At 43.1% G+C, this 15,369-nt stretch carries 20 protein-coding genes; 14 read left to right on the top strand and 6 right to left on the bottom strand.

What is annotated here, in order from left to right:
• Positions 1–145: 145 nt before the first annotated feature.
• Both MA_RS21495 and MA_RS27650 read right to left on the bottom strand, forming a co-directional pair.
• Positions 146–367, bottom strand: coding sequence for a hypothetical protein (locus MA_RS21495; protein WP_048065903.1), 222 nt, complete (start codon positions 365–367; stop codon positions 146–148).
• A gap of 136 nt (positions 368–503) precedes the next feature.
• Positions 504–719 carry a hypothetical protein gene (locus MA_RS27650; protein ID WP_162013103.1) on the bottom strand — a complete coding sequence of 72 codons (216 nt, stop codon included), beginning with the start codon at positions 717–719 and terminating at the stop codon, positions 504–506.
• Positions 720–1,323: 604 nt separating this feature from the next.
• Between MA_RS27650 and MA_RS21490 the strand changes: the two genes are divergently transcribed.
• The 13 genes from MA_RS21490 (at position 1,324) to MA_RS26065 (ending at position 9,864) form a co-directional block, all read left to right on the top strand.
• A complete protein-coding gene (locus MA_RS21490; protein WP_011024011.1) occupies positions 1,324–1,569 on the top strand; it encodes a TIGR00304 family membrane protein in 246 nt (81 codons plus the stop codon).
• The gene (locus MA_RS21485) at positions 1,551–1,928 is read left to right on the top strand and encodes a TIGR00304 family membrane protein (RefSeq protein WP_011024010.1); all 378 of its coding nucleotides are present in this window, start codon (positions 1,551–1,553) and stop codon (positions 1,926–1,928) included. Before MA_RS21490 ends, MA_RS21485 begins: the two co-directional genes overlap by 19 nt.
• A 437-nt stretch (positions 1,929–2,365) precedes the next feature.
• A complete protein-coding gene (locus tag MA_RS21480; RefSeq protein WP_011024009.1) occupies positions 2,366–3,640 on the top strand; it encodes an adenylosuccinate synthase in 1,275 nt (424 codons plus the stop codon).
• A gap of 295 nt (positions 3,641–3,935) precedes the next feature.
• Entirely contained in the window at positions 3,936–4,385 is a 450-nt protein-coding gene (locus MA_RS21475; RefSeq protein WP_011024008.1) for a 30S ribosomal protein S19e, read from the top strand.
• A gap of 89 nt (positions 4,386–4,474) precedes the next feature.
• Positions 4,475–4,843: a DNA-binding protein gene (locus MA_RS21470; RefSeq protein ID WP_011024007.1), complete on the top strand. Its 369-nt coding sequence runs from the start codon at positions 4,475–4,477 to the stop codon at positions 4,841–4,843.
• Between the two features lie 5 nt (positions 4,844–4,848).
• Entirely contained in the window at positions 4,849–5,451 is a 603-nt protein-coding gene (locus tag MA_RS21465) for an alpha hydrolase (RefSeq protein WP_011024006.1), read from the top strand.
• 299 nt (positions 5,452–5,750) lie between these two features.
• Positions 5,751–5,906, top strand: a complete 156-nt coding sequence (locus MA_RS26070) for a 50S ribosomal protein L39e (protein ID WP_011024005.1) — start codon at positions 5,751–5,753, stop codon at positions 5,904–5,906.
• Between the two features lie 19 nt (positions 5,907–5,925).
• On the top strand, positions 5,926–6,195 hold the full coding sequence (locus tag MA_RS21460) for a 50S ribosomal protein L31e (protein ID WP_011024004.1): 270 nt from the start codon (positions 5,926–5,928) through the stop codon (positions 6,193–6,195).
• Between the two features lie 31 nt (positions 6,196–6,226).
• Positions 6,227–6,883: a translation initiation factor IF-6 gene (locus MA_RS21455; RefSeq protein WP_011024003.1), complete on the top strand. Its 657-nt coding sequence runs from the start codon at positions 6,227–6,229 to the stop codon at positions 6,881–6,883.
• A gap of 54 nt (positions 6,884–6,937) precedes the next feature.
• Positions 6,938–7,114 (top strand): 50S ribosomal protein L18Ae, encoded by a 177-nt coding sequence (rpl18a, locus tag MA_RS21450; protein ID WP_248698120.1) that lies wholly within the window; start codon positions 6,938–6,940, stop codon positions 7,112–7,114.
• A gap of 5 nt (positions 7,115–7,119) precedes the next feature.
• Positions 7,120–7,548, top strand: coding sequence for a prefoldin subunit alpha (pfdA, locus tag MA_RS21445; RefSeq protein ID WP_011024001.1), 429 nt, complete (start codon positions 7,120–7,122; stop codon positions 7,546–7,548).
• A gap of 212 nt (positions 7,549–7,760) precedes the next feature.
• The gene (gene ftsY / locus MA_RS21440) at positions 7,761–9,014 is read left to right on the top strand and encodes a signal recognition particle-docking protein FtsY (RefSeq protein ID WP_011024000.1); all 1,254 of its coding nucleotides are present in this window, start codon (positions 7,761–7,763) and stop codon (positions 9,012–9,014) included.
• Positions 9,015–9,181: 167 nt separating this feature from the next.
• Positions 9,182–9,864, top strand: a protein-coding gene (locus MA_RS26065) for an IS1-like element ISMac16 family transposase (protein ID WP_085984858.1) whose coding sequence is annotated in 2 segments (ribosomal slippage) — positions 9,182–9,502 and positions 9,505–9,864 — 681 coding nt in all. Because the reading frame shifts where the segments join, the coding sequence is not laid out codon by codon here.
• 63 nt (positions 9,865–9,927) lie between these two features.
• Here MA_RS26065 and MA_RS21425 read toward each other — a convergent pair.
• The 3 genes from MA_RS21425 to MA_RS21415 form a co-directional block, all read right to left on the bottom strand.
• Positions 9,928–10,107: a PspC domain-containing protein gene (locus MA_RS21425; RefSeq protein WP_011023998.1), complete on the bottom strand. Its 180-nt coding sequence runs from the start codon at positions 10,105–10,107 to the stop codon at positions 9,928–9,930.
• Positions 10,108–10,475: 368 nt separating this feature from the next.
• Positions 10,476–11,576, bottom strand: a complete 1,101-nt coding sequence (locus MA_RS21420) for a hypothetical protein (RefSeq protein ID WP_011023997.1) — start codon at positions 11,574–11,576, stop codon at positions 10,476–10,478.
• Between the two features lie 26 nt (positions 11,577–11,602).
• Positions 11,603–12,583 (bottom strand): YbgA family protein, encoded by a 981-nt coding sequence (locus MA_RS21415; protein WP_011023996.1) that lies wholly within the window; start codon positions 12,581–12,583, stop codon positions 11,603–11,605.
• A gap of 321 nt (positions 12,584–12,904) precedes the next feature.
• On the opposite strand from MA_RS21415, the gene MA_RS21410 reads away from it, so the two are divergent.
• Entirely contained in the window at positions 12,905–13,570 is a 666-nt protein-coding gene (locus tag MA_RS21410) for a peroxiredoxin (protein WP_281085444.1), read from the top strand.
• Positions 13,571–14,532: 962 nt separating this feature from the next.
• Here MA_RS21410 and proC read toward each other — a convergent pair.
• Positions 14,533–15,345 (bottom strand): pyrroline-5-carboxylate reductase, encoded by an 813-nt coding sequence (proC, locus tag MA_RS21405; RefSeq protein ID WP_011023994.1) that lies wholly within the window; start codon positions 15,343–15,345, stop codon positions 14,533–14,535.
• Between the last annotated feature and the right edge of the window lie 24 nt (positions 15,346–15,369).

Here is a 15,369-nt window from a genome sequence, read left to right as displayed (position 1 = left end):
TTCCCACAAAAATAGTTCCACAATTTGGAAAATTTTGGTGGATGCTTGTGTGAATGAATCAACATTTTTAAATGAGTGAATTGATTTGCTCAAATTGGGATAAAATTTTGTGGTTGTCTTGAGATTGAAGAAAAACCAGAAAAAATTAAAAAGACTCTAATTTATTGATCTCCTGAAGGTGCCTGCCCGTGGCTACGCTGGCTTCAAGGAGTCGTGCCTTCATGTTTTCGTTCTGGACTTTAAGTATCTCGATTTCGGTTAAGAGGGATTTCACATCCTCTGGACTGATCTCCCCGCACTCAAGCTGAAATTCCACCTTGGACTTGATATCTTCCAAGGAAGATCTTATAGCACTGTCGTCTGACATTTGAAACACCTGTTTTGTCAATAAAATTGATCTGGATATCCTGTTTTCAGGGTAATTGGGTTCTAAATATGTATTATATGGTTGTTGGGTTCTAAACGTGTAATATATAGTTGATTTGAAGGTGGAAGGTTACAGATTAATTCGGTTTACAGGTACGGGCTGCAACTGCAGAGTTCTGATAATTGCCCTGCAGACTTCTGTCCTGATCATACAATTCTTCAGGGATCTGCTTCTGCTCTTTCAGGGCTTTTACAAAAAAGCAAAAGCCTGAAAAAAGACGCCAGGAACAGAACATACTTTGTGACCATTGTCCTTCGGAGGGCAATTGCATGCTACCTTTACAGGACTTCATATATATGCCTTTTACAGGACAGCGTGCACACATCAAGGGTTAAAATGCAATTGAAGAGGTTCTTATCGTATTCACAGTATATATAAGATGCCGGGAATTATATCTAATGCCGGAAATAATTATGTTTACTTAAATATAAAAAGGATATATATAAGTTCCTGCAATACTTGCAGCCCATTGACGGCCCCTTTTAATTACTGTCTAATACTCACTTAACATACATCAGCTTTTTTGTTTCTTTCAGACTCTTTATTTTTTCCTTCCTCGTTATACCTGTTTGTCACTTTCGATGTCCCCGCATCTCTCCCTGATGAAACCCTGATTCAAGACGTAGAGGCTGAAAATTCCGCCACTTTTATATTTCTCTGCCCCATGAAAAAAGTACTATAATAACCTTTCGTTAGAAAGTTGAAGTATTCAGGGCTGAAAAGAGACAAACCGGCATAAATAGTTAAAACCAGTCCCTCACTTCATCACATTATAGATAATTTATCCGTTCTTCATTTCTAATCCTCCGTTCCAGATTATAAAAAGCATAAACTCGGCGACATGCCTAAAAAATTCAAAGGATAGATTTAATAATAAAAGCATAATATCATTCCACATGCGTGCATCAGAAGATTTTCTAAGAGTAGGTGCAACAGTTACATTTGTTGGCTTTATCATAGTATTGTTAGGAATTGCTCTCACAATGTTACAGCATCCCGCAAGCACTCAAATGGGCGGCCTTATTATGCTCGGTCCCATCCCGATAGTATTTGGCTCTGCTCCTGAAATTACAACAAATATGCTTGGACTTGGGTTATTGATAATGATTCTTTATCTATTCCTGTGGAAGACGAAACGTTGATCGGAAACTTACTTGTTTTGACTGGAATTTTCATAATACTCTTCGGGTTTTTAATGCTTATAATCGGAACAGCCATAGGCATGCGCGAGAATTCCGAACCTGGAAATGGATATTCAAATAGAAGGGACCGGTTCGGAATGGAAGCTGATTCGGGAAGTTCTTTCGGTTTTGAAGGCTCCGATAAAAAAGCTCATCATGCAGAAAAAGCTGAATCAAGGATAAAGGGTGGAGGAGTAATTATGCTCGGCCCGATCCCTATAATCTTCGGAAGCGATGGAGATAGTGCAAAGACAGCAATATTCCTTGCGATAATCCTGATGATTCTCAGTCTGCTTATTTTCAGAGGTATGATCTTCTAAATGATTATAGTCTAAACTAAACGATTCCAAATTTGTTTAACTCTACATTCGATTACTCATTTACTCTGTTATTCGTTTACTCTGTTATTCATTTACTCTGTTTTCAGTGGCAAAGAATCGAAACTGCCTGTTCCTTTCTACTACTTTCTATTATTATTTCGGGTAGCCTGGCTGCTACCTCTTGAAATGTACTGCTTAGTGAAATGTGCTACTAAATGTATTACCTCATGACTGTTATTGTTTCATGGCATGTTATTGGTGTATAGCACGTCATTGCTTCTTCTATCCCTGCCTACCTGTACCAAGCATTGCCTCTCCGTACCAGTCGTCTATTCTTTTGAAAAATGAGACCTTGAAGGATTCAGGGTGAAGAATCTCCGGGAGTAGGCAAATAAAGCGGACAAAACCTTATTAAGGTTAAGCCCGATTCAGGGCTTATGTTTACGATAATCACAGGCGCGCAGTTCGGTGACGAGGGAAAAGGCAAGATTGTCGACCTTCTTGCAAAAGACTATGACATTGTTGCCCGTTTCCAGGGTGGGAACAACGCAGGCCATACAGTCAGGGTAGGAGATGAGGTCTACAAACTGCACCTGATCCCCTCAGGCATCCTGCTTGATGCCAGGGTCCTTATCGGGCCTGGGGTTGTCCTGAACCCTGAAGTTTTAGCCGAAGAAACCGCAATGTTTGAGAAGCACGGGATAAAAGTAGATGCGGAGAAACTAGGGGTAGATGCAAAGACAAGCATCATTATGCCCTACCACATAGAAATGGACGGACTCAGGGAAGCCGCAAGGAAAACGAAAATAGGGACCACAAAGCGCGGAATCGGCTATGCGTATATCGACAAGGTAGCAAGGGACGAGATCCGCATGGCTGAACTTGTGGACAAAGAGCGTTTCCTTAAAAGACTTGAAGAACTTGCTCCTCAGAAAGAAAAAGAAATCGAGGCAATGGGGGGAGACCCGAAGATCGTCAGAGACCCGTTCCTCATTCAAAAATACCTGGAACTGGGTGAACAGTTTGCTTCTTATGTTACGGATGTTTCCAGGGAAATCAATCAGGCTCTTGACGAAGGAAAGCATGTCATGGCTGAAGCTGCCCAGGGTACTCATCTTGATGTGATACACGGGACCCAGAAATTCGTAACTTCTTCTTCAACAATTGCAGGTTCCGCATGCGCCAACCTCGGAGTGGGTCCGACAAGGGTGGGCAATGTTATTGCCATAGTAAAAGCCTATATCACGAGAGTAGGAGAAGGTCCCCTTCCAACAGAGCTTAGTGGAGAATTGGGAGAGAAGATACAGAAAGCCGGTGGAGAGTTCGGGACAACCACAGGCAGAGGCAGAAGATGTGGCTGGTTTGATCTTCCACTTCTTAAAAAGGCTATTGCACTTAACGGATATACGGAAATTTCCCTTACCAAGCTGGATGTGCTGACAGGGCTTGAACCTCTCAGGATCTGTGTCGGATACAAATATAAGGGAGAAGACCTGGACTATCCCCCGGAACTTACCGAAGACCTCTGGGAATGCAGTCCGGTCTATGAAGACCTTCCGGGCTGGGAAACTGATCTTACGGAAGTAAAAGCCTATAGTGAGCTCCCGGAAAATGCCCAAAACTATATCAAAAGGCTTGAAGAGCTTATGAAAGTCCCTATCAATTATATCTCTGTGGGGCCAGGAAGGGAACAAACCTTTAAAAAAGAATAATACCATCTAGTAAACCTTCCCGGCAGATTACCGAAAAATGTATATATTAACCAATAAATTTATCAACCCCATTTTCCAGTTTAGACTAAAATCATATTAACCGGCATTATCGGGCCTTCTGGCCCAAATTTTAAGAGTCCGTAGCCAGCTTAAAAACCAGCAATGGACCTCTCGGGAGAGCATAAGAGTTACCTCTTTTCGAGAATAAGAGTTACATTCCTGACAGATTCGGGGGAAGAATCGGCACTATCGCCCGAATCTGCGAGACTAATGGAATTCGCATAAGGAGGAGAGTATGACAACAGTATTTGATGTCCCTGCAACGGAAATGATCGAAAAGCTTGCAGGTATTCTTAAAGAAGATGATAAGATCGTTCCCCCTGAATGGGCAGGGAACGTGAAAACCGGGGTTCACAAAGAACTTCCCCCTACCAATGATGACTGGTGGTACATCAGGTGCGCAGCAGTCCTGAGAAAGATCTATACCGACGGACCAATCGGGATAGAGAGACTTCGTTCCGTATATGGAGGTAAGAAGGATAACGGTTCCAAGCCTTTCCACAAGGCAAAAGGCAGTGGTTCTGTTGCAAGAAAGACCGTACAGCAGCTTGAAGCTGCAGGCTTCCTGCAGAAAGTAAAGGACGGAAGAACAGTATCTGCAAAGGGACGTTCCATGATGGACAATGCAGCCCACGAACTTAAGCTTGAGCTGCTCGAAAAGATTCCGGAACTTGCAAAATACTGAGAATGAAGATCCTTCGGAAAGGGACCTGAATATTCGGATCCCCTTTCATATATATTATTAACAATAATTCCAGAAAACCGGTTTTTTCGGTGATTGCCATGTCTAATATGGATGACGAACTCGAAGAAATCCGAAAGAGACGACTTGCAGAAATCCAGAGACAGCAGGCACAGCAACAGCCTTCCGACGTACAGGCAGCTTATCAGCAGGAGCAGGCAAGGGCTGAAATGGAAGCTCAGAAACAAGCTATCCTGAGGCAGATCCTGACTCCTGAAGCAAGGGAACGCCTGACAACTCTTAAGATGTCAAGGCCGGCCCTTGGGGAACAGCTTGAGATGCAGCTTATTTCGCTTGCCCAGAGTGGAAGGCTCAAGGCTCAGATCGATGATGAGCAGCTGAAAACGCTCCTTATGCGGATGCAGCCTAAGAAACGCAAGACGTCCATAACCCGGGTTTAAACACAATGAAAGTCTCAGTCCTCTTTAGTGGAGGAAAGGACAGTTCACTCTCTGCCCTTTTGTTGGAACCGTTTTTTGAGGTCGAACTCGTAACATGTAATTTCGGATTGCTTCCGACAGGAGAAATCGCAGCAAAAACTGCTGAGGAGTTACATTTTCCTCACAGGGTTCTTTCTCTTGATCGAGAGATTCTGGAAAAGGCATATGAGCTGGTACTAAATGAAGGGTTTCCGAGAGGAGCTATTAATTATATTCATGGAAGAGCTGTCGAAACACTTGCTCTGGACCCGGCAGTTAAACTGATTGCCGACGGAACCAGGCGGGATGACAGAGTTCCGATGCTTTCGATCTCACAGGTGAGGAGCATTGAAGATCGACTGGGAGTACAGTATTTTTGCCCCCTTAAAGGCTGCGGCAAAAAGATTGTGGATTCTCTCGTCGGAGCTTACCTGAATATCGAACAGGGGCCGAGTGAGAGCACCCAGAAAGCAGATTACGAAACCGAACTCAGGGAGTTAATCCGACAAAGACAGGGAGAAGCTGCAATAAAAGAACTGTTTCCAGTTCATTTCCAGTCCCATGTGTTTTCCAGGAAGAAATTTCCTTAAAAAGGAAAGCAGGTGCGCTTGAAAACTGGAGGCTTCCCTGAAGGGGAATATTCTGGAATAAAGATTTATAGAATAATCGAGTTATATTCAACCCTCTATACTGCTGCAGATTAACTATCGACCATCATAGAATTTACAGGATATGGTTTAACTGACCTGCCGATTCGTTCAGGCATGGTAGAGCCGCAATTACGTAAGGGTTTAAATCACAATCAGCTAATTATCGGATATAACTGTAAATTAACATAACTGTAAATTAACATAATTAGATTACTTACAGGTCAACAGGTGTGATCCACTTGAGTCATAACATGAAAGGACAGAAGAAGCGTCTTGCAAAGGCGCACAAACAGAATACGCGAGTCCCGGTGTGGGTTATTGTGAAAACTAACCGGAAGGTAGTGAGTCATCCCAGGCGCAGACACTGGAGAAGAAGAAGCCTGGATGTGAAATAAGCGAGGATGGTGGGAAAAAATGGCAGACGACATGGTCAAAGAACAGATATATACTATTCCCCTCAGAGAGGTAAGGAAAGTCCCTGCATGGAAAAGAGCCAACAGGGCAGTTATTGAAGTAAGGGGTTTTCTCGTAAGACACATGAAAACCGAATCCGTGCAGGTTAAGCTGGACAAGTCCATCAATGAACATCTCTGGGAAAAGGGTTGTGAAAAGCCGCCTCTCTCAATCCGGGTACGGGCTGTGAAATTCGCAGATGGTGAAGTACAGGCAGAACTTGCCCAGTAAATATACCAGAGTAAGCGAAAAGTCAAAGAATATGATTCGAACAGTGGATATCTACGATACCTCGATCATCGGGGTATTTGCAACCTGTACCGAAGATGTTGTTCTCGTTCCCCCTCTGACAAAGCCAGAGGTCTGCGCCCTACTCGAAGAGGTGCTGGATGTAAGAGTCATTGAGACCCTTGTAAATGGAAGCATTGTAGTGGGAGCCCTTTCCAGGGGCAACTCGAACGGCTTTATGCTTCCATACGGAGCTAGGGCTGAGATGCAGAGGTTCACCGACATTCCCGTGGGCATCCTTCCGGACAGGCTAAATGCAGTCGGAAACATTGTGTTTGCAAACGATTCAGCAGCCCTTGTGCACCCTGACCTGTCAGATAAAGCTCTGGAAGCCATTGCCAGGACTCTTAAAGTGGATGTTTACAGGGGAACGATTGCCGGGATTAAAAATGTAGGTATGGCAGGAGTCGTTACGAACAAAGGGCTTCTGGTACACCCTAAAGTGACAGCTTCTGAAAGAGAGGTTCTGGAAAAGATCTTCGGATTTCCGGTAAACATAGGGACTACTAACTTTGGAACCCAGATGCTTGGTTCGGGTCTGCTTGCAAACTCAAAAAACTTTGTGGCAGGCTCTGAAACAACAGGCCCTGAACTCGGGAGAATTGAAGAAGCCCTTGGGTTCCTGGAGTAAGCATCATATCATCCATCTGTTCCAGAACTAAGTTACAGCAAGAGAGTGGTAATGATGAAGAGTTTTATTGTTAAAGGTAAATTTAAAGCAGGAAGTACCTGGGAAAAATTCACAAAGAAGATCGAAAGTCAGAACGAAAAGAATGCAACTGATAAGACATACTCGATCTTCGGAAGCAAGCACGGCGTTAAAAGAAGCCAGGTACAGATCGAAAGCGTTGCTGAGGAGTGAAGGATATGGCAGAAGTCAGTGAAGAGATTAGAAATCTGGCAGCCAGGCATCAGGAATTACAGAGGCAGGCTGAAGCGCTCAGGCAGGAGATGGGCATGATACAGACTTCCATCTCCAGCTGCGACCAGACCATTGTGACGATAAATGAGCTGAAAGCAGCCTCAGAAGCAGGCAAGCCTGCAGAAACAATGGTTCCGGTAGGTTTTGGTTCTTACGTTTATGCTGAAGTAAAAAATCCAGATCGAATTATTGTCAATCTCGGAGCAGAATTTAGCGCTGAGGAAACTGCAGAAGAAGCAATCGAAACTCTGAACCGCCGCAAAGAGCAGCTTACGAAAATTCTTGAACAGATGAATGCTTCACTGACTAGACTCACACAGGGAATGCAGACCCTTGAAGCAGAAGCTGCAAAACTTCAACCTGGCCAGGCCTGAAAAAAAGCTCTGGCTCAGGCATATAACTTATTCGGGAAACAACGGATTTGAGGATCTCGAAGATTTAATTGGGAGAATCAAAGCTTGTATTTGAGAATCGAATAATATCATTAACTTTAATTATTCCATCAACTCTAATTACCTAACTGATCTTAATTACTTTATTAAACCTTAATTCCTATTTTTTACTGAATTTTTCCGGGATGGATCCTGTGTTCAACAAATTTAAAGAGAAACTTGGGAGTTTTAAGAAAGCGCTCAGCAAAACGATTGATGAAAAGGCAGTAGAAGTCGAACCGGTAGTCGTTGAGCAGATGCCTCAAAGTGAAGAAAGCCTCGAAGAGGAAATTGAGCCGATAGTTGAGGAAGAGGCCCTTGAGGCTGCCCTGGAAGCAGAAAGTTCCGAAGCTGAAACGGAAGCCGCTTCTCCGGCTATTGCTCACGTTCCGATAGAGGATCTGAAGAAGGCTGAATACAGGAAAAAGCTTAAAGACCTGAAGAAGGTCGGAGAGAAAAAAGTAGAGGAAGAAAAGCCTCCTGAAGAGAAAAAGTCTTTTTTCAAAAAGGTCGTTCCGAAAGTCGGGTTTGCCCAGAAAGCTAAAGCCCTTGTATTTAACAGGGAAGTGTATCTGGACAATAAAGACCTGGAAGAGCCTCTCTGGGAGCTTGAAATGGGCCTCCTTGAAAGTGACCTTGCTCTCTCGGTTTCCGAAGCTATTGTCGAGTCCGTGAAAAACCAGCTCACAGGTACCACAAAACGGATCGGGAGCAATACAGGGGAGATAGTTGAGGCTGCCCTGAAGAAAGCAATCCTTGAAGTCGTATCTGCCAATACCTTTGATTTTGATGAATATGTGAAAAACAGGGAAAAACCAGTCCATATCGTTTTTGTAGGGATTAACGGGACCGGAAAAACCACTTCTATCTCAAAGATAACCAACAGGCTGCTTAAATCGGGATATTCCGTAGTTCTTGCTGCAGGAGATACATTCCGGGCAGGTGCTATTGACCAGCTTGGGATTCATGCAAACCGGCTCGGGGTAAAGATGATCAAACATCAGGCCGGAGCTGACCCCGCAGCTGTTATTTATGATGCAGTCCAGTATGCAAAAGCACATAAAATCGACTTTGTGCTTTCCGATACTGCAGGCCGTATGCACACGAACATGAACCTTATGGCCCAGATGGAGAAGATTTGTAGGGTAAGCACTCCGGACCTTATCATCTTCGTGGACGAAGCCGTAGCCGGAAACGATGCGGTAGAAAGGGCTGCCCAGTTTAATGAAGCTGTCCCTATTGACGGGTCCATCCTGACAAAAATCGATGCCGATGCCAAGGGAGGAGCTGCCATCTCCATTGCTTACATTACCGGGAAGCCGATCCTCTTTTTTGGAATCGGACAGGGATATGAAGATTTGAAAAAGTTCGATCCCGAATGGTTTGTGGACCAGCTTTTCAATCAGTGAACATTAAGGAGCAGCAGCTCTCAGTAATCCGAAAAATTCCCGGAAATGAAATTGCAGAAACAGAAATAGACCTTGCATTTAGAGTGCGCTTACATTTAAAGCGCACTTAAATTTGCAGGCATTGGTAGTTAATTATAGTTATATATTATGAAAACCTATATTTCTGCATGAACTGCCCAAGATGCAAAAGTTCCAATCACACAAAAAACGGTATAGTTTGTGGACGTCAACGCTACAAATGCCACGATTGTGGATATAACTATTCAGTCGAGCTAAAATCAACTGCTAGTTCTCCTTTAGTTAAGAGACAGGCTTTGCAACTTTATCTTGAAGGATTAGGATTTCGCTCAATAGGACGATTTTTAGGGGTAAGTCATGTTTCTGTCCAAAAATGGATAAAGAAATTTGGTCAGGAGATAGAGGAGCTAAAAAGCGAAAATGAGATCTCTATTGTTGAACTGGATGAGATGCACACTTACATCGGTAACAAAAAAAATATTGCTGGATCTGGATTGCTGTTGATAGAGTTGGGAAAAAGTTCATCAACTGCTCTTTTGGTAGCAGAGGAACGAAAACTGGACAACTACTCTGGGAAAAATTAAAGAAGAAAGAGATTGGAGAGGTGATGACTGATCACTGGAGGGCATATGCAGAGTTTATTCCTGAAAATATTCATACTCAATCCAAAGCAGAAACGTATACAGTTGAAGGATATAACGGCATATTAAGGCACTTTCTGGCAAGGTTGAGACGAAAGACAAAGTGTTATACGAAGAGTCTTGAAATGCTAAAGTACTCTGTTCTTCTATTGATGAAACACAGAAATAAAGAGTTATCTATATTTAATTAACAATACCAATTTGCAGTTAGTTCAGAACGTTTTTCGGGAATTCAACTACAAAAGCGGGTATTTTTAAGGCTCTTCGGGAATTATAATCCAGGCTATAATATAACCAGGTATTCCAATTCCTTCCAGAGCAAGGAGCACCCATAAAAGCCGGATAAGCGTAGGGTCCACATCAAGGTATTCGCCTATGCCTCCACATACTCCGGCAATGATCCTGTCCTTTTTTGATCTGTATAGTTTCTTCATATGACTACCTCTAGTTCAGGAAATCATTTTAAGTTCCCTGAAAAATATTCTTTTTCTAATTATACCGGGTTTTTCCTGATTTTTTCCCTTATTATGAATTGTCTATATGAGATTTATAAATGACTCCCTTAAGAACTCTCTTTTTTCTGAGTTTGCCGAAGTCCCTCTAAATTTCAGGTTTTAAACTTAATCTCCGAATCTGGACTGAGTATTTATTTCTCTAAATTAAAATGGGCTTTCTTTCAAAATGAGCTTTCTTTCAAAATGAGCTTTCTTTCAAAATGAGCTTTCTTTCAAAATGAGCTTTCTTTCAATCTCTGAATCAAACTGAATTTTTTATCTCTCTTTGATCAGGACTGACTTTTTTATCAGATACTTACCCATTCACTCATTATCTCTTCCTTAAACAGGTTTTCCCCGAGAGCCCGCACATACACCCTGAAAGTCTTGTCTCCGGGAACTCTAAGCCCTGTTGCAGTAAACTGGTAAGCTTCTTCCGGTTCTATATCTACGGGATCGCTTTCTACCTGGTCCCAAATCACACTTTCATCATCAGCCTGAAGGGCTACATAAATAGTGGTATTTTCAGCCATTTCGGAACCCACATTTCTGAGAGTTACATTAACGTCCACCCATCCTCCTTTTTTCGAGTACTCGCACTGAGCACTAAAATCCAGGTTAATAAGGGGTCTTCTGTACACAGGGATGACCTGGACGGGCTCATCCTTATATTCCTCAGGCATCTCCCCTATCTGCCAGTTGCTTCCTGTGGTTTCCAGATAGTAATAGTGATTGTTCTTATATTCAAAACTCCTGCCTTCTGTTTCAGGGTCGCACTTTATTCCGAGCGCCATATGCTCCGGGAGTTCGAGGAGAACGACATCGTAGCCCATCTCCTGCAGGATCGCTACGGAAAGGATGGAGGTGTCCTCACAGTCTCCTCCGTTATCATAGAGAGTCTCATATGGGAAACGGGGGTACTGGTCATATCCTGAACTTGCAAAGTCCGAAGTGTAGTTCAGGGACTGGATAAAAGAAACACAAAGTCCGGGTACCTTGTTTTCTTCAAGCCCGTACTCTTTTGAAAGGGAAAGAAGGGTATCTGCAATATTTTTGATCAGCCAGTCGTCATAGGGATCCGAAGCAAAAAGGTCATACTCCCTTTTGCGCGTCCTTGACTTATAAGCGTCATATAGCTTGTCGTCAAGCAGTAAACTAAGGCTCCACCTGTAGCCTTCATAGTTCCATGAGTAAGTTCGGGAAGATTTTCCTGGCGCTACGGCTTCTTCCGAGACTAGGCTGCTGGAAGGCTCAAGGTTTTCATCCGCTACTCCCTGCAGGTTATTCTGTATCCCTTTGTCGCCAGAATCTCCGGACCCCTCGGAAAAAGGCCAGAAGAAGTAAATCCCGACCAGATAAACGAGTAAGAAAAGAAAAATCAGTTTAATTCTAGCTTTTATGATCAACACCCACCCGGATATAACTCAATCAAACCTCATTTCCAGAGATCCTCTCTTAAGTGAGACTCTGCAGGATTCAATTCTATCAAATCTTCGGGATACGGTTCGAAAAAAGTCTGATGCATAAGGTAGTCGTTTTCAAACCGTACGATCCATGACCTGATTGTATTTATTGCAGGACAGAGGGTAGCCTTTCCTTCCCTGTACTTCTGGACCCAGTCAAGAAACAGGGTCTTCTCGCGGCTCGAAAGTTTATCTGAAAAATACCCCAATACATGCATCAACACATTGATTGTTGAGGTATATTTCGGGGCACTGGAAAGAGCATTGTACAGGTGTATCTCATATCCGGAAGCCAGCTCTTTGAAAGGCTTAGCTTCTCTGTTTGCGGCAATTTCTCCCAATTTACGGAGCTCTGCCTGGCTGTAAGCCATAAGAAGAAGTTTGTTCTCAGTGTGGAAGTCTATAAGATCCTTCATACTACCTTCAGTCTTAACTTCTCGAAAAGCTGCAAATATAAAAAGTTTTGTCAGGAAATGCTCTTTTATCCGGGAATTTCGTAATCTGCCTTCATCTTCAACAGGGAGGAAAGAGTATCTTTCCAGAACCGCACCTCCGAAGTATCCCGAAGTTTTCCCAACGACTCCTTTTCCATCTGCGGACGGGTAAACCTTTACGTCCTTGAACCCACAGGAAGGAGACCTGAATTTCAGGATGAAGCCGTCCACATTTTCTATAGAGTCAAGGAAACGAGTACAGAAAGTTTTCATATCCTCAGTGACATCCTTCCCGCTCGAAGGCTGAATAAGCCTGTGTTCGCTTCTCTCCAGGACTATTCTTACCGGGTTTCTTGGAACTCCAAGCCCGATCTCTACTTCTGGACAGACCGGCAGGAAATCAACATATTCCTTAAGCTTTGCCACTACATGACTCCTTATCATATCTCCATTATATCGGCAGTGGTCGAACTCAAGGCACCTGCTAACAACAACCTTCGGTCGAGAAAACTCTCTCATTTAACCCCCATACAAAAAGGAATTACTTGCATAAATTGCTTTTCAGGCAAAAAAGAGCATGAGGCTTATTCAAAAGAGTTGCGAGGTTATAATAGGGGTTATAAATACAGTATTTCCAAAAAGGGGGGATTTTTTCCGTTATCAGCAAGAGATATATAACAATGGGGTGAATAATTAGATAGTTTTTGGGGACGATTAAAGGGAATGAGTAGTGCTTTTCAGGATTTAATACCATTAACCTGAAATCGTGCTTCCGATAACGGAAAATTGTTGTATCCTAGAATATGAGGTGAGAACATAACAGAAACAGAATCCGAACAGATACGTATGCCTCTCATTGGAGATGATGCCCCTTCATTCACCGCAGTGACCACACAGGGAATGATCAATTTCCCTGAGGATTATAAAGGAAAGTGGGTCATCCTGTTCAGCCACCCTGCAGACTTCACGCCCGTATGTACTACGGAATTCATGACTTTTGCCAGTATGCAGGAAGAGTTCAGGGAAATGAACACTGAATTGATAGGACTCTCCATAGACAGCGTATTTTCTCATATTGCCTGGCTTAGGCGGATCGAAGAGAAAATCGAATACAAAGGAATGAAAAATCTCGAGGTCAAATTCCCGGTGATAGAAGACCTGAAAATGGAGGTAGCAAAAAAATATGGTATGCTCCAGCCAAAAACTTCGACCACACAGGCTGTAAGAGCCGTATTCATCATAGACCCCGAGGCCAAAATCAGGACAATACTCTACTATCCGCAGTCAACTGGCAGGAATATGCAGGAAATCAAGAGAATCGTAATTGCCCTGCAGAAGAATTCAGCCGAAAAAGTTGCAACCCCAGCTAACTGGCAGCCCGGCGACGATGTTATCATTCCGCCTCCCAATTCAATGGAAGCCGTAAAAGAAAGGCTTGGAACGGAAGAGGAAGGAAAGTGTTGCCTTGACTGGTTCCTCTGCCTGAAAAAAGATAGCAAAAAATAAGCTAAAAAATATTTTACTTTTTTTGATGAGAGTTCCCCAGAGATATGAATTTCCGCGGGGACTGAAAATAAAAGAACAATTTGGGGAGGAACCTCTTTCCCCCATAAGAGATTCCTCCTGGCGAACGGAGAAGTTCAGGAACTCCGCTTCACCATAATTTATTGTAATTTTTTCATCTTTACTGTTTATCTCAGCTTTTCGTTTACTTTTCGTCTATCGTGATTTCTCAGTTCGATGACGAATGTCGCTGGAAGATAAATTCGCAGCTGGGAAGAATACGGATAGACTACTCCAAGTTCGAATATTGTCACAACTGAAAGCTGGACACGAGATATGAAGTATGACCCCCGTTGACTCCAATCTTACATGTTCAGCTTAATTATTTGACTAAAATAATATTGAATACGCTGATATATAATATTTACTCATATTTATCATTAACATTCGTTATCTTTTCTAGATCCTTAAACTAGATGAACAGGATAAAGTCAAAGGCAGAGTAAAGTCAAAGGCAGAGTAAAGTCAAAGGCAGAGTAAAGTCAAACCTATATTCGGCAGGTCGACATTAGATTTTAAGTATTTATAATGATGGCGTTTTTCAAACATTATGTGCATATATGTCGGGTTCGAAACTGGTTAACATATGGCCCAAATCTCACGACATATATAAACAATGAGCCGTTTTTGCAATAATGTCTAGTATCAGGAATAATGTGTTTTCTAGCAAAAACGCTATCAGTAAAAATATTACGAGAAAAACAAGTTACCTGCCGAAAGCAGGGTCAAAGGCAGAGTAAAGTCAAAGGCAGGGTAAAGTCAAAAGGCAAAAACGAAGCCTTAAAACCAAATTTTATCTGAATGAATTTACGTTTCGAAATTTTCTGATGAAGATGCCGAATTAAAAAAGAAGGATGAATGATAGAAAAGTAAAGAGATAGAAAAGTAAAGAGAAGGAATCGGATTTATTTCTTTCCGAGTTCCTTTGAGCGTTCACTTGCTCTTATTACTGCATTCATAAAGGCAGCCCGGATTCCGGCTTCTTCAAGGGAGTGAATCCCCTGGATGGTAGTTCCGGCGGGAGATGTGACCATATCTTTGAGTTCTCCGGGGTGCATGCCTGTTTCAAGCGCCATTTTTGCGGCTCCGAGCACAGTCTGGGCTGCAAGAGTGAGGGCGCTTTTCCTATCCATCCCTTCAAGGACAGCCCCGTCAGCCATTGCTTCAATAACCGGGAAAATAAACGCAGGTCCACTGCCCGAAAGCCCTGTAACGGCATCCATCAGGGACTCCGGCACCTGGACTGCTGTGCCGACTGCAGAAAAGATCTCGAGGGCAGCTTTCAGGTCCTCAGGAGTTGCATTCTTTCCGGGAGCAATCCCTGAAGCAGCTTCAGAAACTGTGGCTGCTATGTTTGGCATTACACGCACAACCCTGGTACCTTCAAGGAGAGCGTCCTCGTATGTGGAAAGGGGCACTCCTGCAGCAATTGAGATCACGAGTTTTTCCGAAGTGATTTCATTCTTCAGATTTGAAAGCACCGAACTCAGGGTCTGGGGCTTTACTGCAAGGATAAGAATGTCCGATTCTCGGACGATAACAGCGTTGTCGGTTGACACCCGGATTCCCAGTTTTGCCTGCAGGTCTTTCAAAAAGGGCTCGTATACATCACTTGCACCTATATTTTCAGGTGTTACGATTCCTGCTTTTATGGTGCCCTGCATGAGAGCAGAGCCCATTTTTCCTGCCCCTATAAATCCTATTTTTTGATTTTCCATGTACGAAATCTCCTTATTTCCAGA

It is taken from the genome of Methanosarcina acetivorans C2A, from assembly GCF_000007345.1.
Taxonomy (GTDB): domain Archaea; phylum Halobacteriota; class Methanosarcinia; order Methanosarcinales; family Methanosarcinaceae; genus Methanosarcina; species Methanosarcina acetivorans.
This window is presented reverse-complemented; position numbering and strand designations above follow the sequence as displayed.